The sequence below is a fragment of the Amycolatopsis sp. NBC_00438 genome, assembly GCF_036026695.1.
In the GTDB taxonomy this organism is placed as follows: domain Bacteria; phylum Actinomycetota; class Actinomycetes; order Mycobacteriales; family Pseudonocardiaceae; genus Amycolatopsis.
The window spans coordinates 498,586-522,514 of record NZ_CP107923.1; the positions used below are offsets into that span (position 1 = coordinate 498,586).

Sequence of the window (23,929 nt, forward strand, 5' to 3'; positions counted from 1 at the left end):
GGCCTCGCCGACGACCCTGGGTGGGTCGTCCACCAGGGGAGGCCCGTCATGGGAAACAGAGCACTCGCCGCACTGGCCGGGGCGCTGGTGGTCGCCGCGGGCGCGGTGGCCTTCGCCGGCGCGTCCGCGGCCGTGGGCCCGGCGCCGGCGCCGCTCGTCCAGGCGGCGCAGGCCACCTGCGTCACCGACGGCAACGGTTTCTGCACGGTCGCCCACGGTCTCGGCAAGGTGCCGGAGGCGATCGTGGTGTCGCCCAACACGCCGAGCGCGTTCAACGCGTTCACGCTCAACACGGTGCTGGGGTCGTCCACGGCGACGACGTTCCAGGTGCGCGCGATGTTCGGTCAGACGACCCCGAAGACGTTCGGCCAGATCTGGTTCACCTACGCGGCTTACGGCGCCGCGGCGACACCGCCGACAACGACATCGCAGCCCCCGACCACGACCTCTCCGCCCCCGACCACGACGCCGCCCGCGGGCTGAACCGGGTCACGGAATCCGCGGCGAAACCCTTGCCCGGCAACGACTTCAGGTCACCGTGGCCGTGGCGACGGCTTGTCCCGCAGTTCGTCGGCGAAGATGGCGTCCATGCGGGAACCGGCCCGCAGCAGGACACGGGCGGCCGCGCGGATCCCGTAGCCCAGCGCGAACAGGAGCAGCAGGCCCAGGCCGATGGCCGCGGAGTTCGCCACGAGCGCCTCCCGGTACTGGTGCGCGAGGTAGCCGAGGCCGGCTCCGGCGGTCACGGCGTCGAGCAACGCCAGCCGGAGCAGGGGGGACGGTGCGGCTCGGAGTGCGGTGGCCATCGTTCACCTTCCCGCCGGGCCGTTCAGCGGCAACGTCCTTGCAACTTAGACGAGCGTGCTCCGGTCGGCAGCCACGACAACCTGTTTGGCCTACCGGGTGGGCCCGGATGGCCGCTGTGATAACTTGAAACGAACTGGGTCTTCTTTGCATTGGCACATCCCCGAGCCGCCTGCGCGCACCGGGGTCAGGGGGCGGTAGCTCAGTTGGTTAGAGCAGGGGACTCATAATCCCTTGGCCGCGGGTTCGAGCCCCGCCCGCCCCACTCGATCGTGGGCGAGGTCCGCTCGCGCGGGAACTCGCCGCTCGCGAATTTCCCTGACGCGCACGCACCGTGCATCGATTTCCGTTGCGCACGCAGCGTTTCCCGCCGGTTCCCGGGCCCGGCCGGACCACGCCCGGCCGGACCCGGGAAACGAATCAGCGCCCCGCCGACGCCGAAAACGCGGCGACGGCCGCCTCGGCCCGGCCGTCCCGGAACCCGGCCACGGCTGCGTAGAGCAAGGGATTCCCGGCGTTGACGCACCCGGGCACGTCCGCCACCGAAGAGCAGTTGTTCGGCCGGTTGCCCGTCACCGTCGCGCCGTTGGCCGGCGTCACCCGGGCGTCCAGCGTGTAGACGCCGCCGGCGTCGGCGGCCGGCGGCGAGTAGCCCGCCCCCGGCTCGCCCGCGGTGTTGTCCGTGACGCTCCCGCCGTCGAAGGTGAGCGCGTCGTAGAACAGGCCGAGCCCGCCGCCGCTGCCGCCGTAGCCCGCCCGTCCGACGTAGCCGCCCGGGCCCGGGACGCCCGCGGCGCTGCCGCGGCCCGCGTGGTTTCCGCTCAGCTCGGTCGTCGTGACGACCGGGTCCAGGTGCTCATCCTGGCGAGTGGCCACGAACAGCCCACCGCCCGAGCCGCCGCTGCCCCCGGCTCCGGAACCGGCGCCGGGGCCACCCGTTCCGCCCGGGCCGCCCACCCCGGCGGTGTTGCCCTTCCCCCGCGCGTACACGACGCTGTCCTGGGCCACGACCCGCCGGCCGGGCAGCTCGACGCTCTCGACGACCGAGCGCAGCAGCCGGCCCGTGACGGTGCTGCCGGTGATCCGCAAAACCGTGCCGACGGAGGTGTAGAGCCCGCCGCCGAAGCCGCCCGAGCCGCCGTCGCCGCCGGTGGCCGTCCCGGTCGCGTCGCCGCCCCGGCCGCCGTCGCCGGTGGAGTTGCCGGTGATCTCGCTGCCGGCGATGGTCAGGGGAGCGGTCGGGCTCCCGATGTAGGAGGAGATCCCGCCGCGGAAGCCGGCCAGTCCGCCGCGGCCGGGCGAGGCGTCGTCGGCCCCGCGCCCGCCCGAGCCGGACGTGTTGCCGGTGACCGTGCTGCCGGTGATGCTCAGCGGACCCCAGTTCTCGATGGCGCCGCCGCTCTCGCCCGGGTTTCCGCGCCCGTCACCACCGGCGCCGACGCCGTCGGGCGCGTGGCCGCCGGTGAGCGTGACGTCGGTGAGGGTCAGGTCGCCCCGGTTGGCGATGAGCCGGAACTGCGGCGCGCCGGCGGCCCGGCGGATCGTCGCGTGGTTGCCCCGGACCGTGAGCTTCCCGCGGACGGACGGCAGTCCCGCCGCCCAGGTGGTGCCGGCTACGGCGGTGAGCGGGTAGTCGCAGCCCGGTGCCAGCGACAGCGTGTCCGCGTCGGCGGTGGCGCTCGCCGCGGCGACCGCCTGGACCAGCGCGGCCGCGTCGCAGGGAACGGTGGTCTCGGCCGCTTGCGCCGGCGGTGCGGCCAGGGCCAGCGCGCCCAGCGCGGTCACCACGGTGGCTCGTCTTCGGAGTTTCGTGCCTGTCATCGGAGTCCCCTCGTCCTGCGCGCGGGGGAGCCGGGGCAGCACGAAGTGGCCCCCGGAGCGTGCCTCCCCCGCACGACGAACATCGACACCAAGGCTCGCGATGATCCGGTGTCACCGGGTTTCCGCTGAGCGGTACTGTCCACAGTGGACAATCAGGCGACCCGGCACCAGATGTTGCTGATCCGCCCGGCGTGGCTCAGCTCGATCGGGTCGAGCCGCACCCGCGTCCCGCCCGGATGGTCGAACAACCGGACGCCGTCGCCGAGCAGCACCGGCACCACGTGCACCAGCACCTCGTCGAGCAGCCCGGCTTCCAGGCACCGCCGGGCCAGCGTGGCGCCCAGCAGCGCGACATAACCGTCACCGGCGGCCTTCGACGCGGTCGCGACGGCGGCCCCGAGGTCGTCGACGAAGGTGAAACCCGGCTGGGCCGTCGCCGGGTCGTCGCGCGTCAGCACGAACTTCGGGCCCTGCCAGCGGCCGCCGTAGACCTCGCCTTCGGCCGACGTCGCCGGGGCGTAGGTGTGGTGGCCCAGCAGCACCGCCCCGATCCCGGCGAGCAGCCGCTCGACGACCGGGTTCGGCCCGGAGAACTGCCCGGCGAGCCAGGACATGTCGTCGGCGGGCCCGGCGACGAAGCCGTCGAGGGACATCGTGATGTGGTAGAGCAGCTTGGCCATGGAAGGTGCCTTTCCGTGCGGGGTCACCTCTACTGACCTGCCTCGCCCGGAAAACTCATCGCTCAGGCGGCGACGAGTTCCCCGGCGTCCGAAGGGTCCCGGGCGTAGCGGCGTGCCATCGTCGCGCAGACGATCAGCTGCAGCTGGTGGAACAGCATCAGCGGCAGCACGATCAGCCCGACCTGCGCGTGCCCGAACAGCACCGTCGCCATCGGCAGGCCGCTGGCCAGGCTCTTCTTCGACCCGCAGAACACGATCGTGATCCGGTCGGCGCGGGCGAACCCGAGCAGCTTCGCGCCCCACCCGGTCGCCGTCAGCACCGCCGCGAGCATGACGACGCAGACCGCCGCGAGCACCAGCAGGTGGCCGACGTCGAGGCGGTGCCAGATGCCTTCGGTCATGCCCGCGCTGAACGCCGTGTAGACGACCAGCAGGATCGACCCGCGGTCGAACAGCTTGAGCGGCGCGGAGTTGCGGGTGATCCAGGCGCCGATCCAGCGCCGCGCCAGCTGGCCCGCGACGAACGGCGCGAGCAGCTGCAGCACGATCCCGAGCACGGCCGAGCCGTCGACGCCGGCACCGTCCCCGGACAGCAGCAGCGCCACCAGGATCGGTGTCACCACGATCCCGGCGAGGTTGGACAGCGACGCGCTGCAGATCGCGGCCGCCACGTTGCCCCGCGCGATCGACGTGAACGCGATCGAGGACTGCACCGTCGAGGGCAGCACGGCCAGGAACAGCACGCCGGCGGCGAGCTGCCCGGGCAGCACCGACGACGGCAGCAGCGTCACGGCCAGGCCGAGCAGCGGGAACAGCACGAACGTCGAGGCGAGCACGACCGAGTGCAGCCGCCAGTGCCGCAGCCCGTCGAGGGCCTCCTGGGTGGACAGCCGGGCGCCGTAGAGGAAGAACAGCAGCCCGACGGCCACCGTCGTGGCCGTGCCGAACCCACCGGCCACGGCGCCCGAAGCGGGCAGCAGCGTGGCGACGCCGACGGTGGCGAGGATGGCGAGGATGAACGGGTCGAGACGCAAGCGGGACATGGATCTCCTTCCACGGCCATTCTCGGCCGCCTCGCGCTCATTGTGAACCCCGATGACCGGACTGACTGTCATCGCCGATTGTGATAAAAGAAGCGAGTGCTGGACCCACGACTGTGCCGGTCGTTCCTCGCCGTCGCCGAGACGCGCAGCTTCACCGCGGCCGCGCGCCGGCTCGGCGTCGGCCAGCCGACGGTCAGCCAGCACGTCCGGCGGCTGGAGAAGGACGCCGGCGGGCTGCTGTTCGCCCGCGACACCCACACCGTCGAGCTCACCGCGCGCGGGCAGGCCATGGTGGGGTTCGCGCAGACCATCGTGGACACAGAAGAGCGCGCGCAGCGGCACTTCCGCGGCGCCGGGCTGCGCGGCCGCGTCCGGTTCGGGGTGTCCGAGGACTTCGCGCTCGGCGAGCTGCCGGAGATCCTGCACCGGCTGCGCCGCAGTCACCCGCTGGTCGACGTCGAGCTGACCGTCGAGCTCTCGGACGTCCTGGCGCAGCGGCTGCGGGCCGGGCAGCTGGACCTCGTCCTCGGCAAACGCCGGCCGGGCGCGCACCACGGCCGGCTGCTGTGGCGCGAACCGCTGGTGTGGATCGGTTCGGCGGCCACCGTGCTGGAGCCGGGCCAGCCGGTGCCGCTGGTGCAGTACCCGATGCCCTCGATCACCCGGCAGCTCGCGGTCGAGTGCCTCGAACGCGCCGGCCTCGAGTGGCGGGCGGCGTGCCAGACGTCGAGCCTCACCGGCCTGCGGGCCGCGGCGGCGGCCGGACTCGGCGTCACCCTGCACGCGCGCAGCCTCGTCCCGGCCGACCTCGTCGAGCTCGACGGCCTGCCCGAACCCGGGGACATCGAGTTCATGCTGCTGGCGCGGGAGTCGATGGAGGAGCCCGCGGCGGCGCTGGCGGAGTTCGTGCTGGACCGCGTCGGCTCCGGGAAACCGGACTGACTACGCCTCTTCGCCGGTCAGCAGGCGCCGCAGCCGGGCCAGCGCGCGGTGCTGGGCGACGCGGACCGCGCCCGGGGTCGAGCCGACCGCGCCCGCCGTCTCCTCCGCGGACAACCCCACGACCACCCGCAGCACGACGATCTCGCGCTGCTTCTCGGGCAGGATCTCCAGCAGCCGCGCCAGCCGTTCGTTGAGCTCGAACTGCAGGGCGCGCTGCTCCGGGCCGGCGGTCTCGGCGACGCCGTCGGGGACCTCGGCCATCGGGTCGGTCCGGTTGCGGGCCGCGGCGCGGTGCGCGTCGGCCACCTTGTGCTGGGCGATGCCGTAGACGAAGGCCAGGAACGGCCGGCCCTGGTCGCGGTAGGACGGCAGCGCGGTGAGCACGGCGAGGCAGACCTCCTGGGCGACGTCGTCGGCCGAGGCGAAGGACCGCTCGCTGCGCCCGACGCGCGCCCGGCAGTAGCGCACCACCAGGGGGCGGATCGTGGCGAGCAGCCGGGCGGTCGCGGCGTCGTCGCCGGTGATCGCGTCGGCGACCGGCTCGTCGTGGCGGCGCCAGTGGTCCGGGAAGTCCCCGGCGGGCTGCGCCGCGGCGATCTCCCGGACCAGCGCGCGGCTGCGCACCCGCAGCAGGGTGCCCTCCACGTCGAGGCCGACGCGCAGCGAGTCGTGCAGCGCGGCGTTCGACTCCCGCAGCTGCTCGGTGATCGCGCGATCCCCGTACTCGGTTGCCGGCATTTCAGCTCACCTTCCCCTGTCCCGCTGATCGTCGGGTCGTGCGGCCCGGTGACGCCGGAGGCGTTCCCGTACGTGGCGGAGGTTGGACCGGACGGTCGCCGGGGCGACCCGCAGCGCCTTCGCGATCTCCGCGGGGGTGAACCCGTCGAGGGACCACGCGAGGACCGCCCGCTGCTGGCCGGGGAGCGTCGCGAGCAGCCCGATGAGGTCGCCGTGCTGCTCCACCAGGGCGGCCAGCTTCTCGTCGTCCCGCGGGTCGGCGACCGGTGCCCAGTCGACGCGCGCTTCCCCCGGCGCGTCGAGCAGCCGGCCGGCGACGCGGCGGACCCAGGCCCGCGGGTCCTCGATGGTCGGCCACGCCTCCAGCGCGTGCAGCATCGCCTCGGCGGCGACGTCACGCGCGGTTTCGACCTCGAACCCGGCCTTGCACAGGAACGCCACGAGTGGCGGGAAATCGGCGCGGAAGAACGCGTCGAACTCGTCTCGACCGCACACGGCCGCCTCACCACCCCTCGCCTCCACAGGAACAGGTGCGGTGAGGTGACCGTTACGTGTAACGATTCGGTCAAGACTCCTCGGTAGGAGTAATGCGGTGCGCCATCCGGATCACGCACAGTGATGGGTTGGCCGGACGATCTTGGGTACCCGGGCGGGATGAGTCACGGAGACCGACACCACGGGCACTTGGCCGCGCGTCCCGGTCCCGGCCGGAGACGCACCCGCGAACGGTGACTTCCGGTCACCGGCCGGCCACCGCGCGTCCCGGCGCGCGGCCGACCCCGGCCGAGCCGGAAAACCTTGCCGGACCGGTAAACCGGCCACCGGTGACCAGGGCTGAGCGCAGTCGCGCAAGGGGACGCGCCGGGGCCGTTGCCGTCGATCGGGTGACGTGATCGACATCGAGATCCCCGGAAGAAAGGCGTACTCTCACGTGTTGCAGTCTTGGTTGCCCGGAGGGTGAGCCGGGGACCGACGCCAAAACCCCTTGACCGACGCGGATACGCTTGCGCGCCCCGCGGCGGTCAACTCGGTTGACGCGTCACGACAATGGGAAACAAGAGAGCTAGGGAGGTGAACGAAGGAAATGGAAGCCACGATGACGGGCTGGGCGGAACTCGCGGCCTGCAAGGACGAGGACCCGGAACTGTTCTTCCCGATCTCCGAGGTCGGTCCGGGCGCCCGGCAGACGTCCCACGCGAAGGCGGTGTGCGGTCGCTGCCCGGTACGCGCCGAGTGCCTCGGCTACGCGCTCGACAACGGCCTGGACCACGGCGTTTTCGGCGGTGCCACCGCGGTCGAACGCCGGCGCCTGGTGCACACGGCGCCCCAGCGGGACCGAGTGGCGTGACCGCCGCCCGGTGACCTCTTCCCGGCGGCCTCGAGCGAAACACCGAAACCGGAGAATAAGATTCCGGGAGTGTGTGTGCCCGGGTGGGTGATTTCACGGAATCACCCACCCGGGCATTTGCTTTGCCTGATGTGGGTGACGCATTGTCCGAATAGCCTGAGCGCGTTTCCGTCGCGCCTTCACTCACGTGAGTCACATCGCCACTCAGGTGAGTCGCGGCTCCGATCACGCGGGTCACGGCGTCGATCACGCCGGATCCGCGTACGTGCTCACTCGGATGCAGGCCGGCCGTCGGTGGGCCAGGTCTCCGGCAGACCCCACGGCGCCGCCGACGGCGGTTCGAACGCCGCCATCGCCGCCACCAGGCCGCGTTCGACCGTCAGCAGCGTGACGCCGAACCAGCGGTAGCCGTCCTCGCCCGGGCGACGCAGGTACGTCGCCACCGCGGGCTGGCGGTTGGCGCGGATCGGCAGCATCCGGAACCGGCCGACGCACGTCGGCGACGCCGGGTCCATGCTGAGCACGAGCGCCCGGATGATCGCCCCGCGCGAGCCGAACCACAGCGGGTAGGGCGGCATGATCGCCTGGGCGTCCTCGTGCAGCAGCTTCGCCACGGCGCTCGGGTCACCTTGCTCGTACGCCGCGATGAACCGCTTGAGCAGCGCGGCTTCCGCCGCTGTCGGGTCACCGGTGGTCCACTCGGAACGGCGCGCGGGCAACCGCTCACGCAGCGTCGTCCGGGCTCGCTGGAGCGCGCTGTTCGCCGACGCGACGCTCGTCTCCAGCAGCGCCGCCGTCTCCTTCGCCGACCAGCCGAGCACGTCGCGCAGCACCAGCACGGCCCGCTGCCGCGGCGGCAGGTACTGCACGGCGGCGAGGTACGCGAGTTCGATCGTCTCCCGCTCGACCACCACGGCGTCCGGCGTCTCGAGGTCCAGCAGCCGGTCCGGACACGGCTCGAGCCACGGCTGGTCCACGGCGGCGAGCGGCCCGTCCGGTTCCCCGGCCGGCCCCAGCTGATCGGGCAGCACCCGCCGTGGCCGGCGATCGAGCGCGTCGAGGCAGGCGTTGGTCGCGATCCGGTAGAGCCAGGTGCGCACACTCGCGCGGCCCTCGAAGCCGTCGCGGGCCTTCCAGGCCCGCAGGAAGGTCTCTTGCGTGAGGTCTTCGGCGTCCCCGAGCGAGCCGAGCATCCGGTAGCAGTGCACCTGGATTTCCCGGCGATGCCGCTCGACGACGCTTTCGAAGTCCACCCCGGCAAGCTAGCGCACCGCGGGTCAGGAGCCGAGGACCCGCGCTTTGGCGGCTTGGTACTCGGTTTCGGTGAGCAGGCCCTCGCGGCGCAGAGCCGCGAGCTTTTCGAGATCGGCCGCCAGCCCGCCGGTCGCCGGCGGTCCGCTCTTGCGGCCTTGGCGATCGAGGATCAGGTTCGGCCACCGGGAACCCTCGCTCGCCGGTGTCCCGCGCACCCCGAACGAGACGGAGAAGATCCCGGTCCGGGATTCGACGACCAGTTCGTGCGCCTTGTGGACCAGGTCCTTGAAGCCGTTCGCGTCGCGGAACCGGCCCATGGAGTAGCGCGCGGTCAGCACGTGCTCGAGGTCGATCAGGACGCAGGTCGGCTCGAGGAAGCCGAAAGCGTTGCCCCGGGCGATCAGCAGCCGGTCGTCGGTGAGGGCGAGCATCGCCACGCGCAGGTTCGGCAGCAGCACCGGGCAGGCTTCCCGCACCACTTCGCCGGGCATCAGGAAGTCGGTCATCGTGTCCCAGTGGAACGCGTACCGGTGGTCGATGAAGTTCCGGCGTTCCGCGGTGAGGGTGTCGGTGAACGCCGGGGCCCGGGCCGCTTCCCGGCGCCGGACGGCGACGAAGTCGTCGACCTTCGCCGCCGCGGCGATCGCGGCCTCGTCGATGGCCGCGCGCTCGGCGGGCGACGGGCTCCCGAGGGAGGCCGCCACCGGATGCTCCGCCGTCTCGGCCCACGAGCGGACGAACACCGCGATCTTCAGCGCCAGGACGTGCTCGTCCAGCTCGTCACACGCCGCCGACCAGGCGGCGCACCACTGCCACAGCGTCCGCTCGGGGTGCTCCGGGCCGAGCCGGGCCAGCCGGACGAGCTCCCGCAGCGGCGGCCCCGCGTCCGCCGGCGCGGCGCTCGACGCCGCGTCGAGCAGGTTCGCGAACAGGTCGGCGTCCTCGAGCGACACCACCGGCCACCGGGTCCGTCCGAACACCGGCCCTCCTCCCGTCCCGCCCGCGCGCCGCGAGCGAGACGGGAGTCGGCCGGGGAGGCCGGGGTGTTACGGGACCGCGGGGGTCTCCTCCGCCAGCCGCTCCAGACCGCTCTGCGTCTTGAGCGGCAGGTGCTTGAGGAACGCCACCGCGACGACCACCAGCAGCGCGATCGGCGCCGCGATCAGGAACAGGTCGCTGGTCGCGGTGCCGTACGCCTCGCGGACTACCTTGGCCACCGGCTCCGGCAGCGTCGCCAGGTTCGGCACCGTCTCCGAGCTGCCGCCGCCCGGCAGCGGACCGAGGCCCGCGGTGATCAACGACGTCACGCGGTCGGCCAGCACCGCGCCGAGCGCGCTCACGCCGATCGAGCCGCCGAGGCTGCGGAAGAACGACAGCGTGGACGTCGCCGCACCGAGGTCGTGCGCCGGGACGTCGTTCTGGGCCACCAGCACCAGGTTCTGCATCAGCAGGCCGACGCCGACGCCGAGCACCAGCATGAACAGGCTGAGCACGAGCACGCTCGTGTGCGCGTCGATCGTGCCGAGCAGCCCGAGCCCGGCCGCCAGCAGGATCGCGCCGAGGACCAGGTGCGCCTTCCACTTGCCGGTCCGGCTGATCAGCTGGCCCGAGACCGTCGAGGAGACGAGCAGGCCGAAGATCATCGGCAGGCTCATCAGCCCGGCCACCGTCGGCGACTTGCCCAGTGCCAGCTGGAAGTACTGCGACAGGAACACCGTGCCGCCGAACATCGCGACGCCGACCAGGAAGCTGGCCACCGTGGTCAGCGTGATCGTGCGGTTGCGGAACAGGCCCAGCGGCAGGATCGGCTCGCGCACCTTCGCCTCGACCAGCACGGCGAGCGCGAGCACGACCAAGCCGGTGGTCACCAGCACCGCGGTCTGCCACGAGCCCCAGGCGAACTGGTGCCCGGCCAGCGACGACCAGACGAGCAGCGTCGAGACCCCGGCCATGATCAGGAACGCGCCGAGGTAGTCGACCTTCACGTCCCGGCGGACCGTCGGCAGCTTCAACGTCCGTTGCAGCAACAGGATCGCGGCGACGGCGAACGGGACGCCGAGGAAGAAGCACCAGCGCCAGCCGAGCCACGACGTGTCGACCAGGACGCCGCCGATCAGCGGGCCGGCGACGGTGCCGACGGCGAACACGCCGCCGAAGATCCCGGAGAACTTGCCGAGCTCACGCGGGGAGACGATGGCCGCCATGATCACCTGCGCGAGCGCGGTGAGCCCGCCACCGCCGATGCCCTGCGCGACCCGGCTGGCGATCAGCACCTCGATGTTGCCGGCGAACCCGGCCACGAGCGAGCCGACCACGAACAGCGCCAGCGAGACCTGGATCAGCAGCTTCTTGTTGTAGAGGTCGGAAAGCTTGCCCCACAACGGAACCGTCGCTGTCATCGCCAGCAGCTCGGTGGTGACCACCCAGGTGTAGGACGACTGCGAGCCGCCCAGCTCGCTGACGATCCGCGGCAGCGCGTTGGCCACCACGGTCGAGGCGAGGATGGCCACGAAGATGCCCATCATCAGCCCGGACATGGCTTCGAGCACCTGTCTGCGGCTCATCGGGCCGGTCGTCGTCGCCGGTGGATCTGCGGTCATGGACATGGGTGTCCCCCCTGGGTGTCGGACGCGGACCGGGTCAGCGGGTCCGCTTCGGATCGGGCAGGCCGGCGGCGACGCTCGCCACGGCCTCGTCGAAGAGCTCGGTGACCGTGGTGTTCTTGCCGTCCAGCTCGCGCCACCGCAGCATCGCGGCGCTCATCGCGCCGCCGACCACGGCCAGCAGCAGCGAAGGGAACAGGTCGCCCTGCTCGCACCCGGCGCGCCGGGCGATCGCCGCGGTCAACGGCTCGGCCTGCTGGGCGTTCATCGTCACCGCGCGGTGGAACAGGGCCGGGTTCTTCTTGATCGCGGTCATCCTGGCCAGCCACTCCCGGGGGTTTTCCCCGACGTCGGCGACCTCTTCGCGCATGACGGCGACCAGTGCGTCCATTGTGGACAGCTCGGGCGGCTGGGCGAGGAACCGTTCGACGGCGCGCTCGGTGCGTTCGAGGTGGTCCGGGAAGGCGATCACCACCGCGTCCTCTTTGGACGCGAAGTAGTTGAAGAACGTGCGGACCGACACGTCGGCTGCGGCCGCGATGTCCTCCACCGTGACGGCGTCGAGGCCGCGCTCGGCGACGAGTTCGACGGCGGCGACGGCCAGCGCGCGGTGCGTCTCGTACTTCTTGCGCTCACGGAGGCCGGGAGGTGGGGGCACGCCACCACGGTAGCGGAACTTGCACGTCATGCAAAGTTGCATTTCGTGCACCTACCTGCCTTCGCGGGTGGTGGTCCCGGCTGGGAGACTGCCGGGGTGAGCGGAACGGTGCTGGTGCTCGGCGGACGCAGTGAGATCGGGCTGGCCGTGGCGAAACGCCTGGTCAGCGGGGACACGCGGCGGTTCGTCCTGGCCGCGCGGCCGGGCGCGGACCTCAGCGGGGAGGTCGCCGCGCTGCGCGAAGCCGGCGCCGAAACCGTCGAAACGGCCGACTTCGACGCCGACGACCTCGCCGCACACGGCGCATTCCTGGAGAAGGTCGTTGCCGGCCACGGGCCCCTGGGCGTCGTCGTGCTCGCCTTCGGCATCCTCGGCGACCAGGCCCGCGCCGAGTCCGACGCCGCCCACGCCGCGGCGATCGTCCACACCGACTACGTCGCTCAGGTCGGCATCCTGACCCACGCCGCGAACCTCCTGCGCACGCAGGGGCACGGCAGCCTCGTCGTCTTCTCCTCGGTGGCGGGCATCCGGGTGCGCCGCGCGAACTACGTCTACGGCTCGGCGAAGGCCGGCCTCGACGGCTTCGCGAGCGGCCTCGCCGACGCGCTGCACGGCTCCGGCGTCCGCCTGCTGCTGGTCCGCCCGGGCTTCGTCATCGGGCGGATGACCGAGGGCATGTCCCCGGCGCCGTTCTCGAGCACGCCGGACCAGGTCGCCGACGCGACCGTCGCGGGGCTGCGCCGCGGCCGCGGGGTCGTCTGGGTGCCGGGGGTACTCCGTCCGGTCTTCTTCGCGATGCGCTTGCTGCCCCGCGCGATCTGGCGCAGGATGCCGCGGTGATCCGCTGACCGGGACGCGTGTGGCAGGCGCCACAGCACTTTCCCGTGTGCGCTTCGGTACGGTCCGTCGCGAAATCGGCCGATAGGCTCGTTCTTGCTCGGCCGATCGGGCAGCGTCACAAGCTTTCAACAAGTTTCTCAGGTAATTCCCAGCTAGCGCGGTGATCCTCGAAGACAGGGGTCGGAGGTCATCGAGGGAAGCAAGGGGAACTTGTCGTGCTGCTGTCGTCCCGGGGGCGCCGCATCGGCGGCCGTGTCGCGCTCGGCGTCGTGTCGACGCTGGTGCTCGCGGCCACCGGGTACGCGTGGTCGCAGCTGAGCAAGCTGGACGACGGCATCGTCACCGCCGACGTGATCCCGCCCGCCGCCCAGATCGACGACGACACGGTCGCCATCGGCGAGCCGCTGAAGGTCGCCCAGAACCTCCTGCTCGTCGGGATCGACGCGCGGACCGACGCGTACGGCAACCCGCTGCCGCAGAGCGTTCTCGACGCGTTGCACGCGGGCAGCGGCGACGACGGCGGGGACACCACGGACACGATGATCGTGGTGCACATCCCGGCCGGCGGCGCCGCGGCGACCGCGATCTCGATCCCGCGTGACTCCTATGTGGACATCGCCGGCGGGTACGGCAAGCACAAGATCAACTCGGCCTACAGCCGTGGCAAGAACGCCTCGATGTCCGATCTGCGCGCGCAGGGGCTTTCCGGCGCGCAGCTGGAGGTGGCGGCGAACCAGGCCGGCGCGAAGACCGCGATCCAGACCGTCGAGAAGTTCACCGGCCTGACGATCAACCACTACGCGGCGATCAACCTCGCCGGGTTCGACGCGCTGTCGCAGGCCGTCGGCGGCGTCGAGGTCTGCCTCAAGGAGCCGGTGCACGACACCTACTCCGGCGCGGACTTCCCGGCCGGCCCGCAGACGCTGACCGGCGCCCAGGCGCTCGCGTTCGTCCGGCAGCGCCACGGCCTGCCGGGCGGCGACCTCGACCGGATCGCGCGGCAGCAGGCGTTCCTCTCCGGGATGGCGAAGAACCTCCTCAACGCCGGCACGTTCACCAGCCCGTCGAAGCTGAACGCGCTGGTCGGCGCCGTACAGGGCGCGGTCGTCCTGGACAGGGGCTGGGACGTCCTGAGCTTCGCGCAGCAGCTGCGGGGGATGACCTCGGGCGCGATCGGGTTCGCCACGATCCCGGTGCAGAGCCTCTCGCTGCAGACGCCGTCCGACGGCGACGCCGTGAAGGTCGACCCGGGTCAGGTCCAGCAGTTCGTCCGCACCGCGATCAGCACGCCGGCCGTGCAGGCGTCCGGCGACGAGGTGGCGGGCGGCGTCAAGCCGGTGGCCGCGACCGGCACGCCGCCGTCCGGGACCCCGGGCACCACGCAGAAGCAGCCGGCGACCTCGTCGGCCGCCGGCTGCGTGAACTGACCCGACCTCGTGTTGGCCACTCCGGTCGCCGTGTCGGCGATTCGGTCGTCGTGGTGGCCGTTGGCGGGAAGCACGCGGGCCCCCTTGCCCGCGAGCACCTCGGCCGTGCGGAGGCCGAGGCCGGAGTTCGCGCCGGTGACCACCGCGGTGCGGCCGGTCTGGTCGGCGATGTCGGCTTCGGCCCAACGCTCAGTCATGCGTGTACTTAACTCCTGTCACGCGCTCGGCGCGAGCAGGCGGCGCAGGTGTCCCATCACCGGACGGGTTCCTCGCGGCTCGTGCGCAGCAGCGCCTCGAGGGTGCGGCCCACCTGGACGATCTCGGCGGCCGGCTCACGCGGGTCGGCCGGCGAGCAGTCGGCTTCCGGTCGCTCGGCCCCGGCGTCGGGAGCGGCCGACTTGCCGACCGGAGCGGCCACCACGGCGTCCGGAACGGCCGACACGGAGCAGCCGGCGACCTCGTCGGCCGCCGGCTGCGTGAACTGAGAGTCCTTACACGAACGCGCTCTGCCCGGTGATCGCCTTGCCGACGATCAGGGTGTTCATCTCGCGTGTGCCCTCGAAGGAGTAGATCGCCTCGGCGTCGGCGAAGAACCGCGCGACGTCGTAGCCGAGCACGATCCCGTTGCCGCCGAAGATCTCCCGGCTCCAGGCGACGACCTCGCGCATCCGCGACGTCACGAACGCCTTGGCCAGCGACGAGTGCTCGTCCTTGAAGATCCCGGCGTCCTGCAGACGGGCGAGCTGCACGAGCATGCCCCACGACGCGGTGATGTTGCCGAGGCTCTTCACGAGCAGGTCCTGCACCAGCTGGAAGCGGGCGATCGGCCGGCCGAACTGCTGCCGCTCCTGCGCGTAGGCCAGCGCGGCTTCGTAGGCGCCGATCGCCACGCCGAGCGCCTGCCAGGCGACACCGCCGCGGGTGGCGCGCAGGATCTCCGCGACGTCGCGGAAGGAGTCGATGCCCTGCAGGCGGTTCGCCTCCGGCACGCGGACGTCGGTCAGGGTGATCTCGGCGTTCTCGACGATCCGGAACGCGATCTTGCCCTCGATCTTCTCCGGCACGAAGCCCGGCATGTCCTTTTCGACGACGAAACCCTTGACGTGGTTGTCGTCGACGTCGCGCGCCCAGACCACGATGTAGTCGGCGAAGGTCGCGTTGCCGATCCACTTCTTGGCGCCGTTGAGGATCCAGGAGTCGCCGTCCTTCTTGGCGGTGGTGCGCATGCCGCCGGCGACGTCGGAGCCGCCGAGCGGCTCGGTCATCGCGAACGCGCCGATCTTGTCCATCGCGGCCATCTCGGGGAGCCAGCGGTCGCGCTGCTCCTGGCTGCCGCCGGAATAGATCGAGTACATCGCGAGTCCGTTGTGGACACCGAAGAACGTCGCGACCGACGCGTCGGTGCGGCTCATCTCCATCGCCATCATGCCGGTGAGCAGGTGGCTGACCGCGGGCTTGTGCTCGCCGTAGCCCTCGTAGGGCAGACCCGCGAGACCGCTCTCGCGGAACATCCCGATCAGTTCCTTCGGGAAGGTGCCCTTCTCCCAGTTCTCGTTCACCAGCGGCTTGACGTCGTTCCGCATGAACTCGCGCGCACTCACGAGCAGCTTGCGCTCGTCGTCCGGCAGCAGCGCCTCGAAGTCGTAGAAGTCGGCGGTCAGCTTGTCCTTGAGCGGTTCCATGTCAGTTCTCCTCCACTGCGTGCAGAACGGCGAGCTGCTTGCGGTCGCGCGTCTCGGCGAGTTCCGAGTACGTGGAGGAGCCGTAAGCCTTTTCGACGGCCTCGATCAGCCGTTCCTGCTCTTCGGGGCTCTGGCTGGGATTGCCCAGCCTGGCCCACATCTTCTTCATCGACTTGCCGATGTGCTCGGCCATGTGCCGGTAGCCGCCGGGGCCGCCACCGAGGTGCGAGCCGAGGAACGGCCCGACGGTGGCCCAGCGGATGCCGAGCGAGTTCGTGATCACCTTGTCGAGTTCTTCCGGCGTCACGACACCCTGCTCGACGAGGTAGATCGCCTCGCGGCTCAGCGCGTTCTGCAGCCGGTTGCCGACGAACCCGGGCAGCTCCTTGCGCTCCACGACCGGCGTCCGGCCGAGGAAGGCGTAGAAATCGACGGCGGTCTCGACGCTTTGCTGGCTGGTCCGTTCGCCGGGGACGACCTCGACCAGCGGGATCAGGTGCGGCGGGTTGAACGGGTGTCCGATGAGGACCCGGGACGCGTCGGCCAGGTCGCCGGTGAACGCCGTCGACGGGATGGCGCTGGACGAACTCAGCAGCAGGGCGTGGTCCGGGGCTTCCTTGACCAGCGTCGCGAACAGGTCCTTTTTGAACTCGACGTTCTCGGGTCCGTTCTCCTGCACGACATCGGCGTCCTTCACGGCGTCGATGACATCGGCGGCGACCTGGACCCGGCTCGCCAGCTCGTCGGCGGTCGTGCCGAGGTGCGGGGCGAACGTCTCGAGTGCTTCGGTGATGGCCTCGGCGAGGTCGGGACGCGGGTCGCTGACGCGGACGGTCAGGCCGTGGTGGGCGAACAACGCCGTCCAGGACAGGCCGATGGTGCCGGCGCCGATGACGGCCGCATTGCGGAAAGTCATGACTGGGCTCCCTTCAAGTAGTCGAAGACCGGCTTGACCGGAGCGAGCGTCAGGTCGGTGAGGATGTGGCTGGCGGACACGACCTCCAGCACGGGCAGGTCGGCCAGCGGGGCCAGGACGTGCTGGAACAGCTGCAACCGCGCGGGGCCGGTGTAGGCCTCCTTGACCACGACGTCGGTGATCTCGGTGCGGACCAGCTCCTGCACGCGCGGGGTTCCGTCGTAATTCGGGATGGTCTTGAGCATGAACGTCGGGACCGTGATCTGCTTCTCGGCTTCGCGGACGTCCAGCTCGTGGTGCTTGTAGCCCATGGTCGCGGTCGCCACCCGGAGCGTCCCGTAGTCCAACGTGCCCACCAGGACGCCGTTGTCGACATACAGACTCGGGCTGCCGACGGTCTTCGGGTACGCGCTGACCTCGCGCCCGGACGCCGTGGCCGGGAAGTTGTCGAGGTACATCGCGTGCAGGTACTCGCCGCGCTCGCCGTCGAAGCTGACCTCGATCGCCTGGCCGGACTCGGTGTACGGGCCGTAGCCGGAGACATCGCCCATCTTCATGACCTCGAAGCGCACCAACGGTTCCCCGACCCGCAGCGGCTCCGGCACGACGGCGCGCAGGGCGTCGGCGTCGGTGCGGTAGACGATGTTCAGGTACTCGCGGTCGGTGAACCTCGGGACCACGGGCGCGAACGCCGGGGCGGTCAGGGGAGTCGTCACGTGCTGGCGGACTTCGTCGATCTTCATGTCACTCACCGGTCCACTTCGGACTGCGGCGCTCGGCGAAGGCGGTCATGCCCTCGCGGACGTCGTGGGATTGCATCAGTTTCTTGATTTCTTCGCGCTGCGCGGTCGCGGGATCCACGGCACGCACGATCTTCTTGACGGCGGCCAGCGCGAGGGGCGCGTTCTCCGCCAGCTTCTCGGCCAGCTGCAGCGCGACGGCGGCGGCGTCCCCGCTCGGCGTGACGCGGTTGACCAGGCCCAGCTCACCCGCGCGGCGGCCGGTGACCGGCTCGCCGGTCAGCAGGAACTCCATCGCCAGGTGGTGCGGAATCCGCTTCGGCAGCCGGATCACGCCACCACCGGCGGCGATCAGACCACGCTTGACCTCGGGCAGGCCGAACTTCGCATCTTCGGCGGCGACGATCAGGTCGCAGCCCAGCGCCAGTTCGAACCCGCCGCCCATGGCGAAGCCTTCGACGGCGGCGATCAGCGGCTTGGACAGCTCGGCCTCGGTGAGACCGCCGAACCCGCGTCCGGGAATCTCCGGCGACTCGCCCTTGAGCGCGGCCTTGAGGTCCATGCCGGCGCTGAAGGTGTTCTCGGCGCCGGTGAGGACGCCGGCCCGCAGCGCCGGATCGGCTTCCAGCTCGTCCAAGGCAGCGGCCAACCCAGCGGCCACAGCGGCGTTGACGGCATTGCGAGCCTGAGGCCGATCAATGGTGATCAGCAAGGTGCTGCCAACCCGCTCGGTCCTTACTTCAGTACTGCTCATGACTTCACACTCTCTTTACGTCACTTTCGCCGTGAAAGTGTTCCGGAGTTACGGCCTCCGCATCACTTTCGCCGAGAAAGTGCGGTGGTTCAGACCAGCTCGGCGAGGACTTCGGCGGTGTCCTGGCCGGCCAGCGGGGCCAGCCGGCGGATCGAGCCGGGTGTCGCGGAGAACTTCACCGGGATGCCGACCGTGCGGATGGTGCCCTCGCTCGGGTGCTCGACGGTGTCGAGCAGGTGGCCGTCGCGGACGTAGCTGTCCTCGTACGCCCGGTCCAGTTCGAGCACCGGCGCCATCGGGATGCTGTGCTTCGCGCAGACCTCGGCCCACTCCTCGGTGGTCAGCGCCGGGGCGCACGCGGCGATCTGCGCGGTCAGCCACTCGTTGTCGGCGCGGTCGATGGCCTCGCCGTTGACGCGCGGGTCGGCGGCCAGCTCCGGACGGCCCGCCGCGGCGAAGAAGTCGCGGAAGTTCTTGGGGTTGTAGGGGATGACGCAGGCGAGGCCGTCCTTGGTGCGGACCGCGGCGTGGCCCTTCGTCATCGACAACGCGAAGCCGGTGGGGCCTTCGGCGGGCTCGTAGGTGTGGCCGGCGAGGTGCTCGACCAGGTTGAACGCGAGCAGCGTGTCCGTCATCGGGATCTCGATCTGCTGGCCCTCGCCGGTCTTGTCGCGGTGGACCAGCGCGGCGAGCACGCTGTAGGCGATGGTCAGCGACGACACCTTGTCGCCGATGATCGTCGGCAGGTAGACCGGCTCGCCGAGCGCGCGGTTGGCGACGTCGACCAGGCCGGAGGAGGCCTGCACGGTCTCGTCGTAGGCGGCGTTGCCGGCCTGGTCGGAATCACTGCGGAAGCCCTGGGCGTGGGCGTAGACCAGGCGCGGGTTGCGCGCGGCGACGTCGGCGTAGTTCATCCCGAGCCGGCTCAGCGCGCCGGGGCGCATGTTGGTGATCAGCACGTCGGCCGTGTCGATCAGCTTCAGCGCCTGCTCGCGCTCGGCTTCGTCCTTGAGGTTGAGGGCCACACTGCGCTTGTTGCGGTTGACGTTCAGGTTCAGCGGCGTCATGCCCGGCGTGGTGCGGTACTGGCCCACCCGCACGGTGTCCGCGGGGGACTCGATCTTGATCACGTCGGCGCCGAGGTCGCCCATGATCTGGGCCGCGTACGGGCCCATCACCACGGTCGAGAGGTCGATCACGCGCACGCCGTCCAGCGGGCCGGCGGCGGTGGGGGTGATGTCCGTCATCATTCGTCCTTTCGCGCCTTGCTTCGTTGCTCTACTCACGAACGTAGGCGCGAACGCGGGGAAAGGGAATGATCATGATGCGCACAATGGTATGACCGCGACGGTCATACCATTGTGGTCAGCTGTCGAGCGGTTCGTCGAAGACGTCTTTCGCGGCGTCCAAGAGTTCCTGGAGGTCGCCTTCCGCGCGGTCGCGCCGCCAGAGCAGGCCCGTGTCGAGCTGGGGACGGAAATCGGTGAACGGCAGGACGATGACGTTGTCGAGCCGGTAACCGTGCATCGGCGATCTGCCGTCCAGCATGGAAATGGAAAAAGCCTCGCCGCTGGAAATGATTTCGGACGTTCCGCCGTAGCCGGTGTTGGTCAGCCGAATGCGTTTCTTGACGCCCAGATCGTTCAATTGGTGGTCGAGCTGGTCGAAGTACGCGGGCGTGATCTCCCCGGGTGAGGCCACGTACGGGAATTCGGCCAGTTCGGCGAGCGTCACGGAGTCCCGTCCGGCGAACAGGTCGGCCGGGACGACCGCGCCGAGCCGTTCCGACATCACCGGCAGCTGCTCCAGCGCCGGATCGGTGACGGGCAGCCGGGCGAGGGTGAGCGCGAGCTTCCCGTCGTGCACGCCCTGCACGAGGTCGGCGGTGGTGCCGGGCCAGCGCTTGAGCTCGTAGCGCGCCTTGACCCGCTCGGCGAGCGCGTTGACCCGGTCCCGCAGGTCCGGGTGTACCCCGGCGGGCATGCCGAGGAAGACGGTGCTGCGCTGCGGCCGCGTCGCCTCCTTGAGCTTCCAGGGAATCGCGCCGACCTGCTCGAGGACGTCCCGCGCGAGCGGCAGCAACGCGGTCCCGGCGGCGGTGAGCGTGACGTGGTGGGTGCTGCGGTCGAACAGCTGCTGGCCCAGCTCGTGTTCGAGGTCCTTGATCCGCTGGCTCAACGGCGACGCGGCCATGTGCAGCTTCCGAGCCGCGGCCGAGAAGTTCAGCTCCTCGGCGACCGCGACGAAGTAGCGCAGGTGCAGCATCTCCATCCCCCGACCCTACGGCCCCCACCGTGTCGTCCTCCCAGGTACGCGTGTCGTCCACCGAGGTGCGCGTGTCGTCCCTCCAATCACGTGAGTTGACCCTCCGATCACGCGAGTCGTGTACCCGGACGGACGACACGCGTACCGGAACGGACGACACGCGTACCTGGATGGACGACACGCGTATTCAGGGGGTCGACGCGCCGCGGCGGACCAGGGCGAGTAGCCGGGCGGGTTCGCCGCCGGACAGGGCGATGCCGGTCGCGAGCAGGAGGAGGTCCAGCTCGGTGACGTCGGGGGCGACGGCGCCGGCGGCCCGGGCGCGGCCGAGCAGGGCGGCGGCGGTCGTGTTCATCGCGGCGTGCCAGCCGGCGAACAGGCCCTCGTGGTCACCCGCGGGATCGGCGAGCGACAGGGCGAGGGCGCGCTTGGTCCGGACGTGCTCGACGAACAGCCCGAGCCACGCGAAGAGCGCTTCGCCGGGGTCGTCCGCGTCGAGGTCCGCGCGGCTTCGCAGCTCCGCGACTTCGTCGGCGTACACCGCGACGACCAGTTCGCGCCGGTTAGGGAAGTGCCGGTACATCGTCGCGTTGCCGACGCCGGCGCGGCGGGCGACGCGGTCGAGCGGCGCGTCCGGCCCGTCCTCGGCGAAGACTTCCTTCGCGGCGGCGAGCAGCAGCGCCTGGTTGTCCCGCGCGTCCGACCTGCGGGCCCGTGCCGTCATGCTGCTCCCTTGCCAAGTGGGGAAGTCCCCGGTTAGCGTAGCCGAACCATAAACGGGGAAGTCCCCACTTAAGGAGTGACCATGGACGCCGCCGAAGTCCACCGCCGGCTGATCGCGCTGACGCCGTTCACGGCCGAGAGCGTCGCCGAAGGCCTGCGCTACATCGACCCGGACGTGGTCGACCACCGCGGCGGCGCGGGCGGCGACCACCACGGCATCGACGCCTGGCGGGCGAAGTGGGAAGCCATGCTGGGCGGCGAGTTCTTCGCCGACTTCCGCGACGTGGGCGTGCGGGTCGAGCGCAACGTCGCCGACGGCGAGTTCTCGGTGAACCGCTACACGAGCACCGGCACGCAGATCTCGACCGGCCGCGGTTACGCCGTGACCAGCATGGACATGATCCGCGTCCGCGACGGCCGGGTCGTCGAGCACTGGGCCGTCATGGACGCAACCGACCGCGCGGCCCAGCTGGCACCGCCGTCCTGACGCGACGTCGCGTGCTTGGACGCGCATCTCGCGTGCCTGGAGGGTCGGGTCGCGTACTCGGACGGTCGGGTCGCGTACCTGGAGGGTCGGGTTACGGGCGGGGGATGGGGACTGTGGCTGTCGACGCGGCCAGGGGGAGGGTGATGGTGAACGCGGCGCCGCCTTCGGGGGCCGGGCCCGCGGTCAGGGCGCCGCCCATGCGGGTGACCAGGGCGTGGACCAGGGCCAGGCCGATGCCGGAGCCCACCGGGCGGCGGTCGCGGTAGCGGGCGTTCAGCACCCCGCGCTCGAACGCCACCGGGTAGTCCTCCGGGGCCAGGCCCGGGCCGCCGTCGCGGACCGAAAGGTGGGCTTCGGAGCCGGACACCGACAGCGAGAAGACCATCGGGGCGCCCGAAGGGGTGACCCGCAGGGCGTTTTCCGCCAAGCCGTCGACGACCTGGTGCAGCCGCCGGGCGTCGGCCGGCACCGGGACCGGGGAAGAAGGCGCCACAATGGACAGCCGCACGTTTTCCCGCGCGCACCGCAGCTGCCAGACCTCCGCGCAGTCCCGCAGCAACGCGCCCAGGTCCAGGGTCGTGACGTCCAGGCGGAACTCGTCGGCGCCCAGCCGGGCCAGCTCCAGCAGGTCCGTGACCAGGCGTTCCAGCCGCGCCGCCTCGCGCTGGATCGTCTGGCCCGCGCGCTGGGCGTCGTCGCCCGACGCGACGCCGTCCGCGATCGCCTCGGCGAAGCCCGTCACCGCCGTCAGCGGCGTCCGCAGCTCGTGCGACACCGACAGCAGGAAGTCCCGCTGCCGCGCCTCGCTGTGGGCGAGCGCGTCGGCCAGCGAATTCAGCGAGCCCGCCACCTCCGCGACCTCCCGCGGCCCCTCGACCGGCACCCGGACGTCGCGCCGGCCGGCCCGCAGCGATCCGGCGGCCGCGGCCGCCCGGCGCAGCGGACGGCCCAGCAGCCGGCCGGACACGAACCCGGCCGCGGCTGCCACCAGCAGCCCGATCCCCAGCGCGAACGCGATGTTCCGGACCAGCGCGCGCTGCGTCGTCTCCGCGTTGCGCGCCGGCAGGACCAGCGCGAACGCGGCCCCGCGCGTCCCGACCGCCCGCGTCTCCACCAGGTACTGCGCGCCCGCGACCAGCACCCGCTCCGAGTGCGCCGCGCCGAGTCCCGCCTTGACCGCCGCCTGCACCGACACGGCGTCCCCGGCCGGCTGCCCGCCCGCGCGCCGCACGACGACCGAGATGCCCTGCCCGCGCACGACGTCGGCGACCTTGCCGACGCCCAGCCGGTTGCCGATGCCGCTCTCGTCGAGCTGCGACGCGACGACGTCGGCCTGCGCAGACAGGGACGACTGCAGCACGTTGTCCGCCGTGGTCCGGATCAGCCGGGCCGCCACGAACCCGGCCACGATCACCGCGATCCCGGCGACGGCGAGGCAGACGAGCGTGATCCGCCCGGCGAGCGTCCCGCGGTACCTCATGCCGGGTCCGCCGCGTAGCCGATGCCGCGGACCGTCCTGATCGGACTGGCCGCGCCGAGTTTCGCCCGCAGCTGCGCGACGTGGACGTCGACCGTGCGCGTGCCCGCCGCGGCGGCGTAGCCCCAGACGGCGCTCAGCAGCTGGTCGCGCGAAAGCACCTGTCCCGGGTGCCGGAGCAGGTGCGTGAGCAGGTCGAACTCCGTGGACGTCAGGGAAATCTCCGTCTCGCCGGCCCAGGCGCGGCGGCTCGCGAGGTCGACGCGCGCCGCGCCGACGGTGAACGCCGAGGGCGCCGGCGTCGCGCCGGACGCGCGTCGCAGCACGGTCCGGACGCGCGCGGCCAGCTCGCGCGGGCTGAACGGCTTGGTCAGGTAGTCGTCGGCGCCGATCTCCAAGCCCAGCAAGCGATCCAGCTCGTCGTCGCGGGCGGTGACGAACAGCACCGGCGTCCAGTCGCCGGCCGCGCGCAGTGTCTTGCAGATCTCGATACCGTCCATTCCGGACAGTCCGATGTCGAGCACGATCGCCACCGGCTTGAGCCGCCGGACGGCGTCGAGCGCGCGGCCGCCGTCCGGCTCGACGTGCACGCCGAACCCGTCGCGCTTGAGGTACAGCGCCGCCAGTTCGGCGATCGCGGACTCGTCCTCGACCACGAGGACGAGGCCGCGCCCCGGTGACCCCATTCCCGCTCCCGTCTCCGCCGTCGCCCCCGGGGAGACGCTAG

At 71.5% G+C, this 23,929-nt stretch carries 26 protein-coding genes, 1 tRNA gene and 1 pseudogene; 7 read left to right on the forward strand and 21 right to left on the reverse strand.

Going from position 1 to position 23,929, the window contains the following annotated elements; translation table 11 throughout:
• Positions 1–48 precede the first annotated feature (48 nt).
• A complete protein-coding gene (locus tag OG494_RS02360) occupies positions 49–483 on the forward strand; it encodes a hypothetical protein (protein WP_328451475.1) in 435 nt (144 codons plus the stop codon).
• Between the two features lie 50 nt (positions 484–533).
• Here the strand turns inward: OG494_RS02360 and OG494_RS02365 are convergent, their stop codons facing one another.
• Entirely contained in the window at positions 534–806 is a 273-nt protein-coding gene (locus OG494_RS02365; RefSeq protein ID WP_328451477.1) for a hypothetical protein, read from the reverse strand.
• Between the two features lie 189 nt (positions 807–995).
• On the opposite strand from OG494_RS02365, the gene OG494_RS02370 reads away from it, so the two are divergent.
• Positions 996–1,069, forward strand: a tRNA-Ile gene (locus tag OG494_RS02370).
• 155 nt (positions 1,070–1,224) lie between these two features.
• Here the strand turns inward: OG494_RS02370 and OG494_RS02375 are convergent.
• The 3 genes from OG494_RS02375 to OG494_RS02385 form a co-directional block, all read right to left on the reverse strand.
• On the reverse strand, positions 1,225–2,625 hold the full coding sequence (locus OG494_RS02375; RefSeq protein WP_328451479.1) for a hypothetical protein: 1,401 nt from the start codon (positions 2,623–2,625) through the stop codon (positions 1,225–1,227).
• A gap of 152 nt (positions 2,626–2,777) precedes the next feature.
• On the reverse strand, positions 2,778–3,305 hold the full coding sequence (locus OG494_RS02380; RefSeq protein WP_328451481.1) for a dihydrofolate reductase family protein: 528 nt from the start codon (positions 3,303–3,305) through the stop codon (positions 2,778–2,780).
• A 62-nt stretch (positions 3,306–3,367) separates the two neighbouring features.
• On the reverse strand, positions 3,368–4,348 hold the full coding sequence (locus OG494_RS02385) for a bile acid:sodium symporter family protein (protein WP_328451482.1): 981 nt from the start codon (positions 4,346–4,348) through the stop codon (positions 3,368–3,370).
• A gap of 96 nt (positions 4,349–4,444) precedes the next feature.
• Here OG494_RS02385 and OG494_RS02390 point away from each other — a divergent pair, with 96 nt between their 5' ends.
• The gene (locus OG494_RS02390) at positions 4,445–5,290 is read left to right on the forward strand and encodes a LysR family transcriptional regulator (RefSeq protein WP_328451484.1); all 846 of its coding nucleotides are present in this window, start codon (positions 4,445–4,447) and stop codon (positions 5,288–5,290) included.
• Here the strand turns inward: OG494_RS02390 and OG494_RS02395 are convergent, their stop codons facing one another.
• Positions 5,291–5,887: a sigma-70 family RNA polymerase sigma factor gene (locus OG494_RS02395; RefSeq protein ID WP_328458848.1), complete on the reverse strand. Its 597-nt coding sequence runs from the start codon at positions 5,885–5,887 to the stop codon at positions 5,291–5,293.
• Positions 5,888–6,034: 147 nt separating this feature from the next.
• Complete coding sequence (locus tag OG494_RS02400; RefSeq protein WP_328451486.1) at positions 6,035–6,523, reverse strand: RNA polymerase sigma factor; 489 nt, start codon at positions 6,521–6,523, stop codon at positions 6,035–6,037.
• A gap of 589 nt (positions 6,524–7,112) precedes the next feature.
• Between OG494_RS02400 and OG494_RS02405 the strand changes: the two genes are divergently transcribed.
• On the forward strand, positions 7,113–7,376 hold the full coding sequence (locus OG494_RS02405) for a WhiB family transcriptional regulator (protein WP_328451488.1): 264 nt from the start codon (positions 7,113–7,115) through the stop codon (positions 7,374–7,376).
• A gap of 269 nt (positions 7,377–7,645) precedes the next feature.
• On the opposite strand, the gene OG494_RS02410 is transcribed toward OG494_RS02405, so the two are convergent.
• The 4 genes from OG494_RS02410 to OG494_RS02425 form a co-directional block, all read right to left on the reverse strand.
• Positions 7,646–8,629 carry an RNA polymerase subunit sigma-70 gene (locus OG494_RS02410; protein ID WP_328451490.1) on the reverse strand — a complete coding sequence of 328 codons (984 nt, stop codon included), beginning with the start codon at positions 8,627–8,629 and terminating at the stop codon, positions 7,646–7,648.
• A gap of 24 nt (positions 8,630–8,653) precedes the next feature.
• Positions 8,654–9,610 (reverse strand): SHOCT domain-containing protein, encoded by a 957-nt coding sequence (locus tag OG494_RS02415; protein WP_328451492.1) that lies wholly within the window; start codon positions 9,608–9,610, stop codon positions 8,654–8,656.
• Between the two features lie 66 nt (positions 9,611–9,676).
• On the reverse strand, positions 9,677–11,194 hold the full coding sequence (locus OG494_RS02420) for an MDR family MFS transporter (protein WP_442874459.1): 1,518 nt from the start codon (positions 11,192–11,194) through the stop codon (positions 9,677–9,679).
• A gap of 76 nt (positions 11,195–11,270) precedes the next feature.
• Positions 11,271–11,891, reverse strand: a complete 621-nt coding sequence (locus OG494_RS02425) for a TetR/AcrR family transcriptional regulator (protein WP_328451495.1) — start codon at positions 11,889–11,891, stop codon at positions 11,271–11,273.
• A 96-nt stretch (positions 11,892–11,987) separates the two neighbouring features.
• Between OG494_RS02425 and OG494_RS02430 the strand changes: the two genes are divergently transcribed.
• Both OG494_RS02430 and OG494_RS02435 read left to right on the forward strand, forming a co-directional pair.
• Complete coding sequence (locus tag OG494_RS02430) at positions 11,988–12,731, forward strand: SDR family NAD(P)-dependent oxidoreductase (protein ID WP_328451497.1); 744 nt, start codon at positions 11,988–11,990, stop codon at positions 12,729–12,731.
• A 215-nt stretch (positions 12,732–12,946) separates the two neighbouring features.
• Positions 12,947–14,158 (forward strand): LCP family protein, encoded by a 1,212-nt coding sequence (locus OG494_RS02435; RefSeq protein WP_328451499.1) that lies wholly within the window; start codon positions 12,947–12,949, stop codon positions 14,156–14,158.
• A 62-nt stretch (positions 14,159–14,220) separates the two neighbouring features.
• On the opposite strand, the pseudogene OG494_RS02440 reads toward OG494_RS02435, so the two are convergent.
• The 9 genes and pseudogenes from OG494_RS02440 to OG494_RS02480 all read right to left on the reverse strand — a co-directional run.
• Positions 14,221–14,355: pseudogene (locus tag OG494_RS02440) on the reverse strand (protochlorophyllide oxidoreductase); the annotation flags it as partial.
• Between the two features lie 56 nt (positions 14,356–14,411).
• Positions 14,412–14,600 (reverse strand): hypothetical protein, encoded by a 189-nt coding sequence (locus OG494_RS02445; protein WP_328451501.1) that lies wholly within the window; start codon positions 14,598–14,600, stop codon positions 14,412–14,414.
• Between the two features lie 49 nt (positions 14,601–14,649).
• Positions 14,650–15,840, reverse strand: coding sequence for an acyl-CoA dehydrogenase family protein (locus tag OG494_RS02450; RefSeq protein WP_328451502.1), 1,191 nt, complete (start codon positions 15,838–15,840; stop codon positions 14,650–14,652).
• Between the two features lies 1 nt (position 15,841).
• Positions 15,842–16,756: a 3-hydroxyacyl-CoA dehydrogenase NAD-binding domain-containing protein gene (locus OG494_RS02455; RefSeq protein ID WP_328451504.1), complete on the reverse strand. Its 915-nt coding sequence runs from the start codon at positions 16,754–16,756 to the stop codon at positions 15,842–15,844.
• Positions 16,753–17,499, reverse strand: coding sequence for an acetoacetate decarboxylase (locus OG494_RS02460; RefSeq protein ID WP_328451506.1), 747 nt, complete (start codon positions 17,497–17,499; stop codon positions 16,753–16,755). Before OG494_RS02460 ends, OG494_RS02455 begins: the two co-directional genes overlap by 4 nt.
• 1 nt (position 17,500) lies before the next feature.
• Complete coding sequence (locus OG494_RS02465) at positions 17,501–18,250, reverse strand: crotonase/enoyl-CoA hydratase family protein (RefSeq protein WP_328451507.1); 750 nt, start codon at positions 18,248–18,250, stop codon at positions 17,501–17,503.
• 89 nt (positions 18,251–18,339) lie between these two features.
• Entirely contained in the window at positions 18,340–19,497 is a 1,158-nt protein-coding gene (locus OG494_RS02470; protein ID WP_328451509.1) for a CaiB/BaiF CoA transferase family protein, read from the reverse strand.
• Positions 19,498–19,615: 118 nt separating this feature from the next.
• Positions 19,616–20,521 carry a LysR family transcriptional regulator gene (locus tag OG494_RS02475; protein ID WP_328451511.1) on the reverse strand — a complete coding sequence of 302 codons (906 nt, stop codon included), beginning with the start codon at positions 20,519–20,521 and terminating at the stop codon, positions 19,616–19,618.
• A gap of 181 nt (positions 20,522–20,702) precedes the next feature.
• Positions 20,703–21,239: a TetR/AcrR family transcriptional regulator gene (locus OG494_RS02480; RefSeq protein ID WP_328451513.1), complete on the reverse strand. Its 537-nt coding sequence runs from the start codon at positions 21,237–21,239 to the stop codon at positions 20,703–20,705.
• A gap of 81 nt (positions 21,240–21,320) precedes the next feature.
• On the opposite strand from OG494_RS02480, the gene OG494_RS02485 reads away from it, so the two are divergent.
• Positions 21,321–21,725, forward strand: coding sequence for an ester cyclase (locus OG494_RS02485; RefSeq protein ID WP_328451515.1), 405 nt, complete (start codon positions 21,321–21,323; stop codon positions 21,723–21,725).
• A 91-nt stretch (positions 21,726–21,816) separates the two neighbouring features.
• Here OG494_RS02485 and OG494_RS02490 read toward each other — a convergent pair whose 3' ends face one another.
• Both OG494_RS02490 and OG494_RS02495 read right to left on the reverse strand, forming a co-directional pair.
• Positions 21,817–23,205: a sensor histidine kinase gene (locus OG494_RS02490; RefSeq protein ID WP_328451517.1), complete on the reverse strand. Its 1,389-nt coding sequence runs from the start codon at positions 23,203–23,205 to the stop codon at positions 21,817–21,819.
• Complete coding sequence (locus OG494_RS02495) at positions 23,202–23,888, reverse strand: response regulator transcription factor (protein ID WP_328451519.1); 687 nt, start codon at positions 23,886–23,888, stop codon at positions 23,202–23,204. Before OG494_RS02495 ends, OG494_RS02490 begins: the two co-directional genes overlap by 4 nt.
• Positions 23,889–23,929: the final 41 nt, after the last annotated feature.

What these genes read in the sequence shown, in the direction of transcription:
- OG494_RS02360 (WP_328451475.1), top strand. Translation starts at nt 49, where the DNA reads ATGGGAAACAGAGCACTCGCCGCACTGGCCGGGGCGCTGGTGGTCGCC.
- OG494_RS02365 (WP_328451477.1), bottom strand. Translation starts at nt 806, where the DNA reads ATGGCCACCGCACTCCGAGCCGCACCGTCCCCCCTGCTCCGGCTGGCG.
- OG494_RS02375 (WP_328451479.1), bottom strand. Translation starts at nt 2,625, where the DNA reads ATGACAGGCACGAAACTCCGAAGACGAGCCACCGTGGTGACCGCGCTG.
- OG494_RS02380 (WP_328451481.1), bottom strand. Translation starts at nt 3,305, where the DNA reads ATGGCCAAGCTGCTCTACCACATCACGATGTCCCTCGACGGCTTCGTC.
- OG494_RS02385 (WP_328451482.1), bottom strand. Translation starts at nt 4,348, where the DNA reads ATGTCCCGCTTGCGTCTCGACCCGTTCATCCTCGCCATCCTCGCCACC.
- OG494_RS02405 (WP_328451488.1), top strand. Translation starts at nt 7,113, where the DNA reads ATGGAAGCCACGATGACGGGCTGGGCGGAACTCGCGGCCTGCAAGGAC.
- OG494_RS02420 (WP_442874459.1), bottom strand. Translation starts at nt 11,194, where the DNA reads ATGAGCCGCAGACAGGTGCTCGAAGCCATGTCCGGGCTGATGATGGGC.
- OG494_RS02450 (WP_328451502.1), bottom strand. Translation starts at nt 15,840, where the DNA reads ATGGAACCGCTCAAGGACAAGCTGACCGCCGACTTCTACGACTTCGAG.
- OG494_RS02455 (WP_328451504.1), bottom strand. Translation starts at nt 16,756, where the DNA reads ATGACTTTCCGCAATGCGGCCGTCATCGGCGCCGGCACCATCGGCCTG.
- OG494_RS02460 (WP_328451506.1), bottom strand. Translation starts at nt 17,499, where the DNA reads ATGAAGATCGACGAAGTCCGCCAGCACGTGACGACTCCCCTGACCGCC.
- OG494_RS02465 (WP_328451507.1), bottom strand. Translation starts at nt 18,250, where the DNA reads ATGAGCAGTACTGAAGTAAGGACCGAGCGGGTTGGCAGCACCTTGCTG.
- OG494_RS02470 (WP_328451509.1), bottom strand. Translation starts at nt 19,497, where the DNA reads ATGACGGACATCACCCCCACCGCCGCCGGCCCGCTGGACGGCGTGCGC.
- OG494_RS02475 (WP_328451511.1), bottom strand. Translation starts at nt 20,521, where the DNA reads ATGGAGATGCTGCACCTGCGCTACTTCGTCGCGGTCGCCGAGGAGCTG.
- OG494_RS02480 (WP_328451513.1), bottom strand. Translation starts at nt 21,239, where the DNA reads ATGACGGCACGGGCCCGCAGGTCGGACGCGCGGGACAACCAGGCGCTG.
- OG494_RS02485 (WP_328451515.1), top strand. Translation starts at nt 21,321, where the DNA reads ATGGACGCCGCCGAAGTCCACCGCCGGCTGATCGCGCTGACGCCGTTC.
- OG494_RS02490 (WP_328451517.1), bottom strand. Translation starts at nt 23,205, where the DNA reads ATGAGGTACCGCGGGACGCTCGCCGGGCGGATCACGCTCGTCTGCCTC.
- OG494_RS02495 (WP_328451519.1), bottom strand. Translation starts at nt 23,888, where the DNA reads ATGGGGTCACCGGGGCGCGGCCTCGTCCTCGTGGTCGAGGACGAGTCC.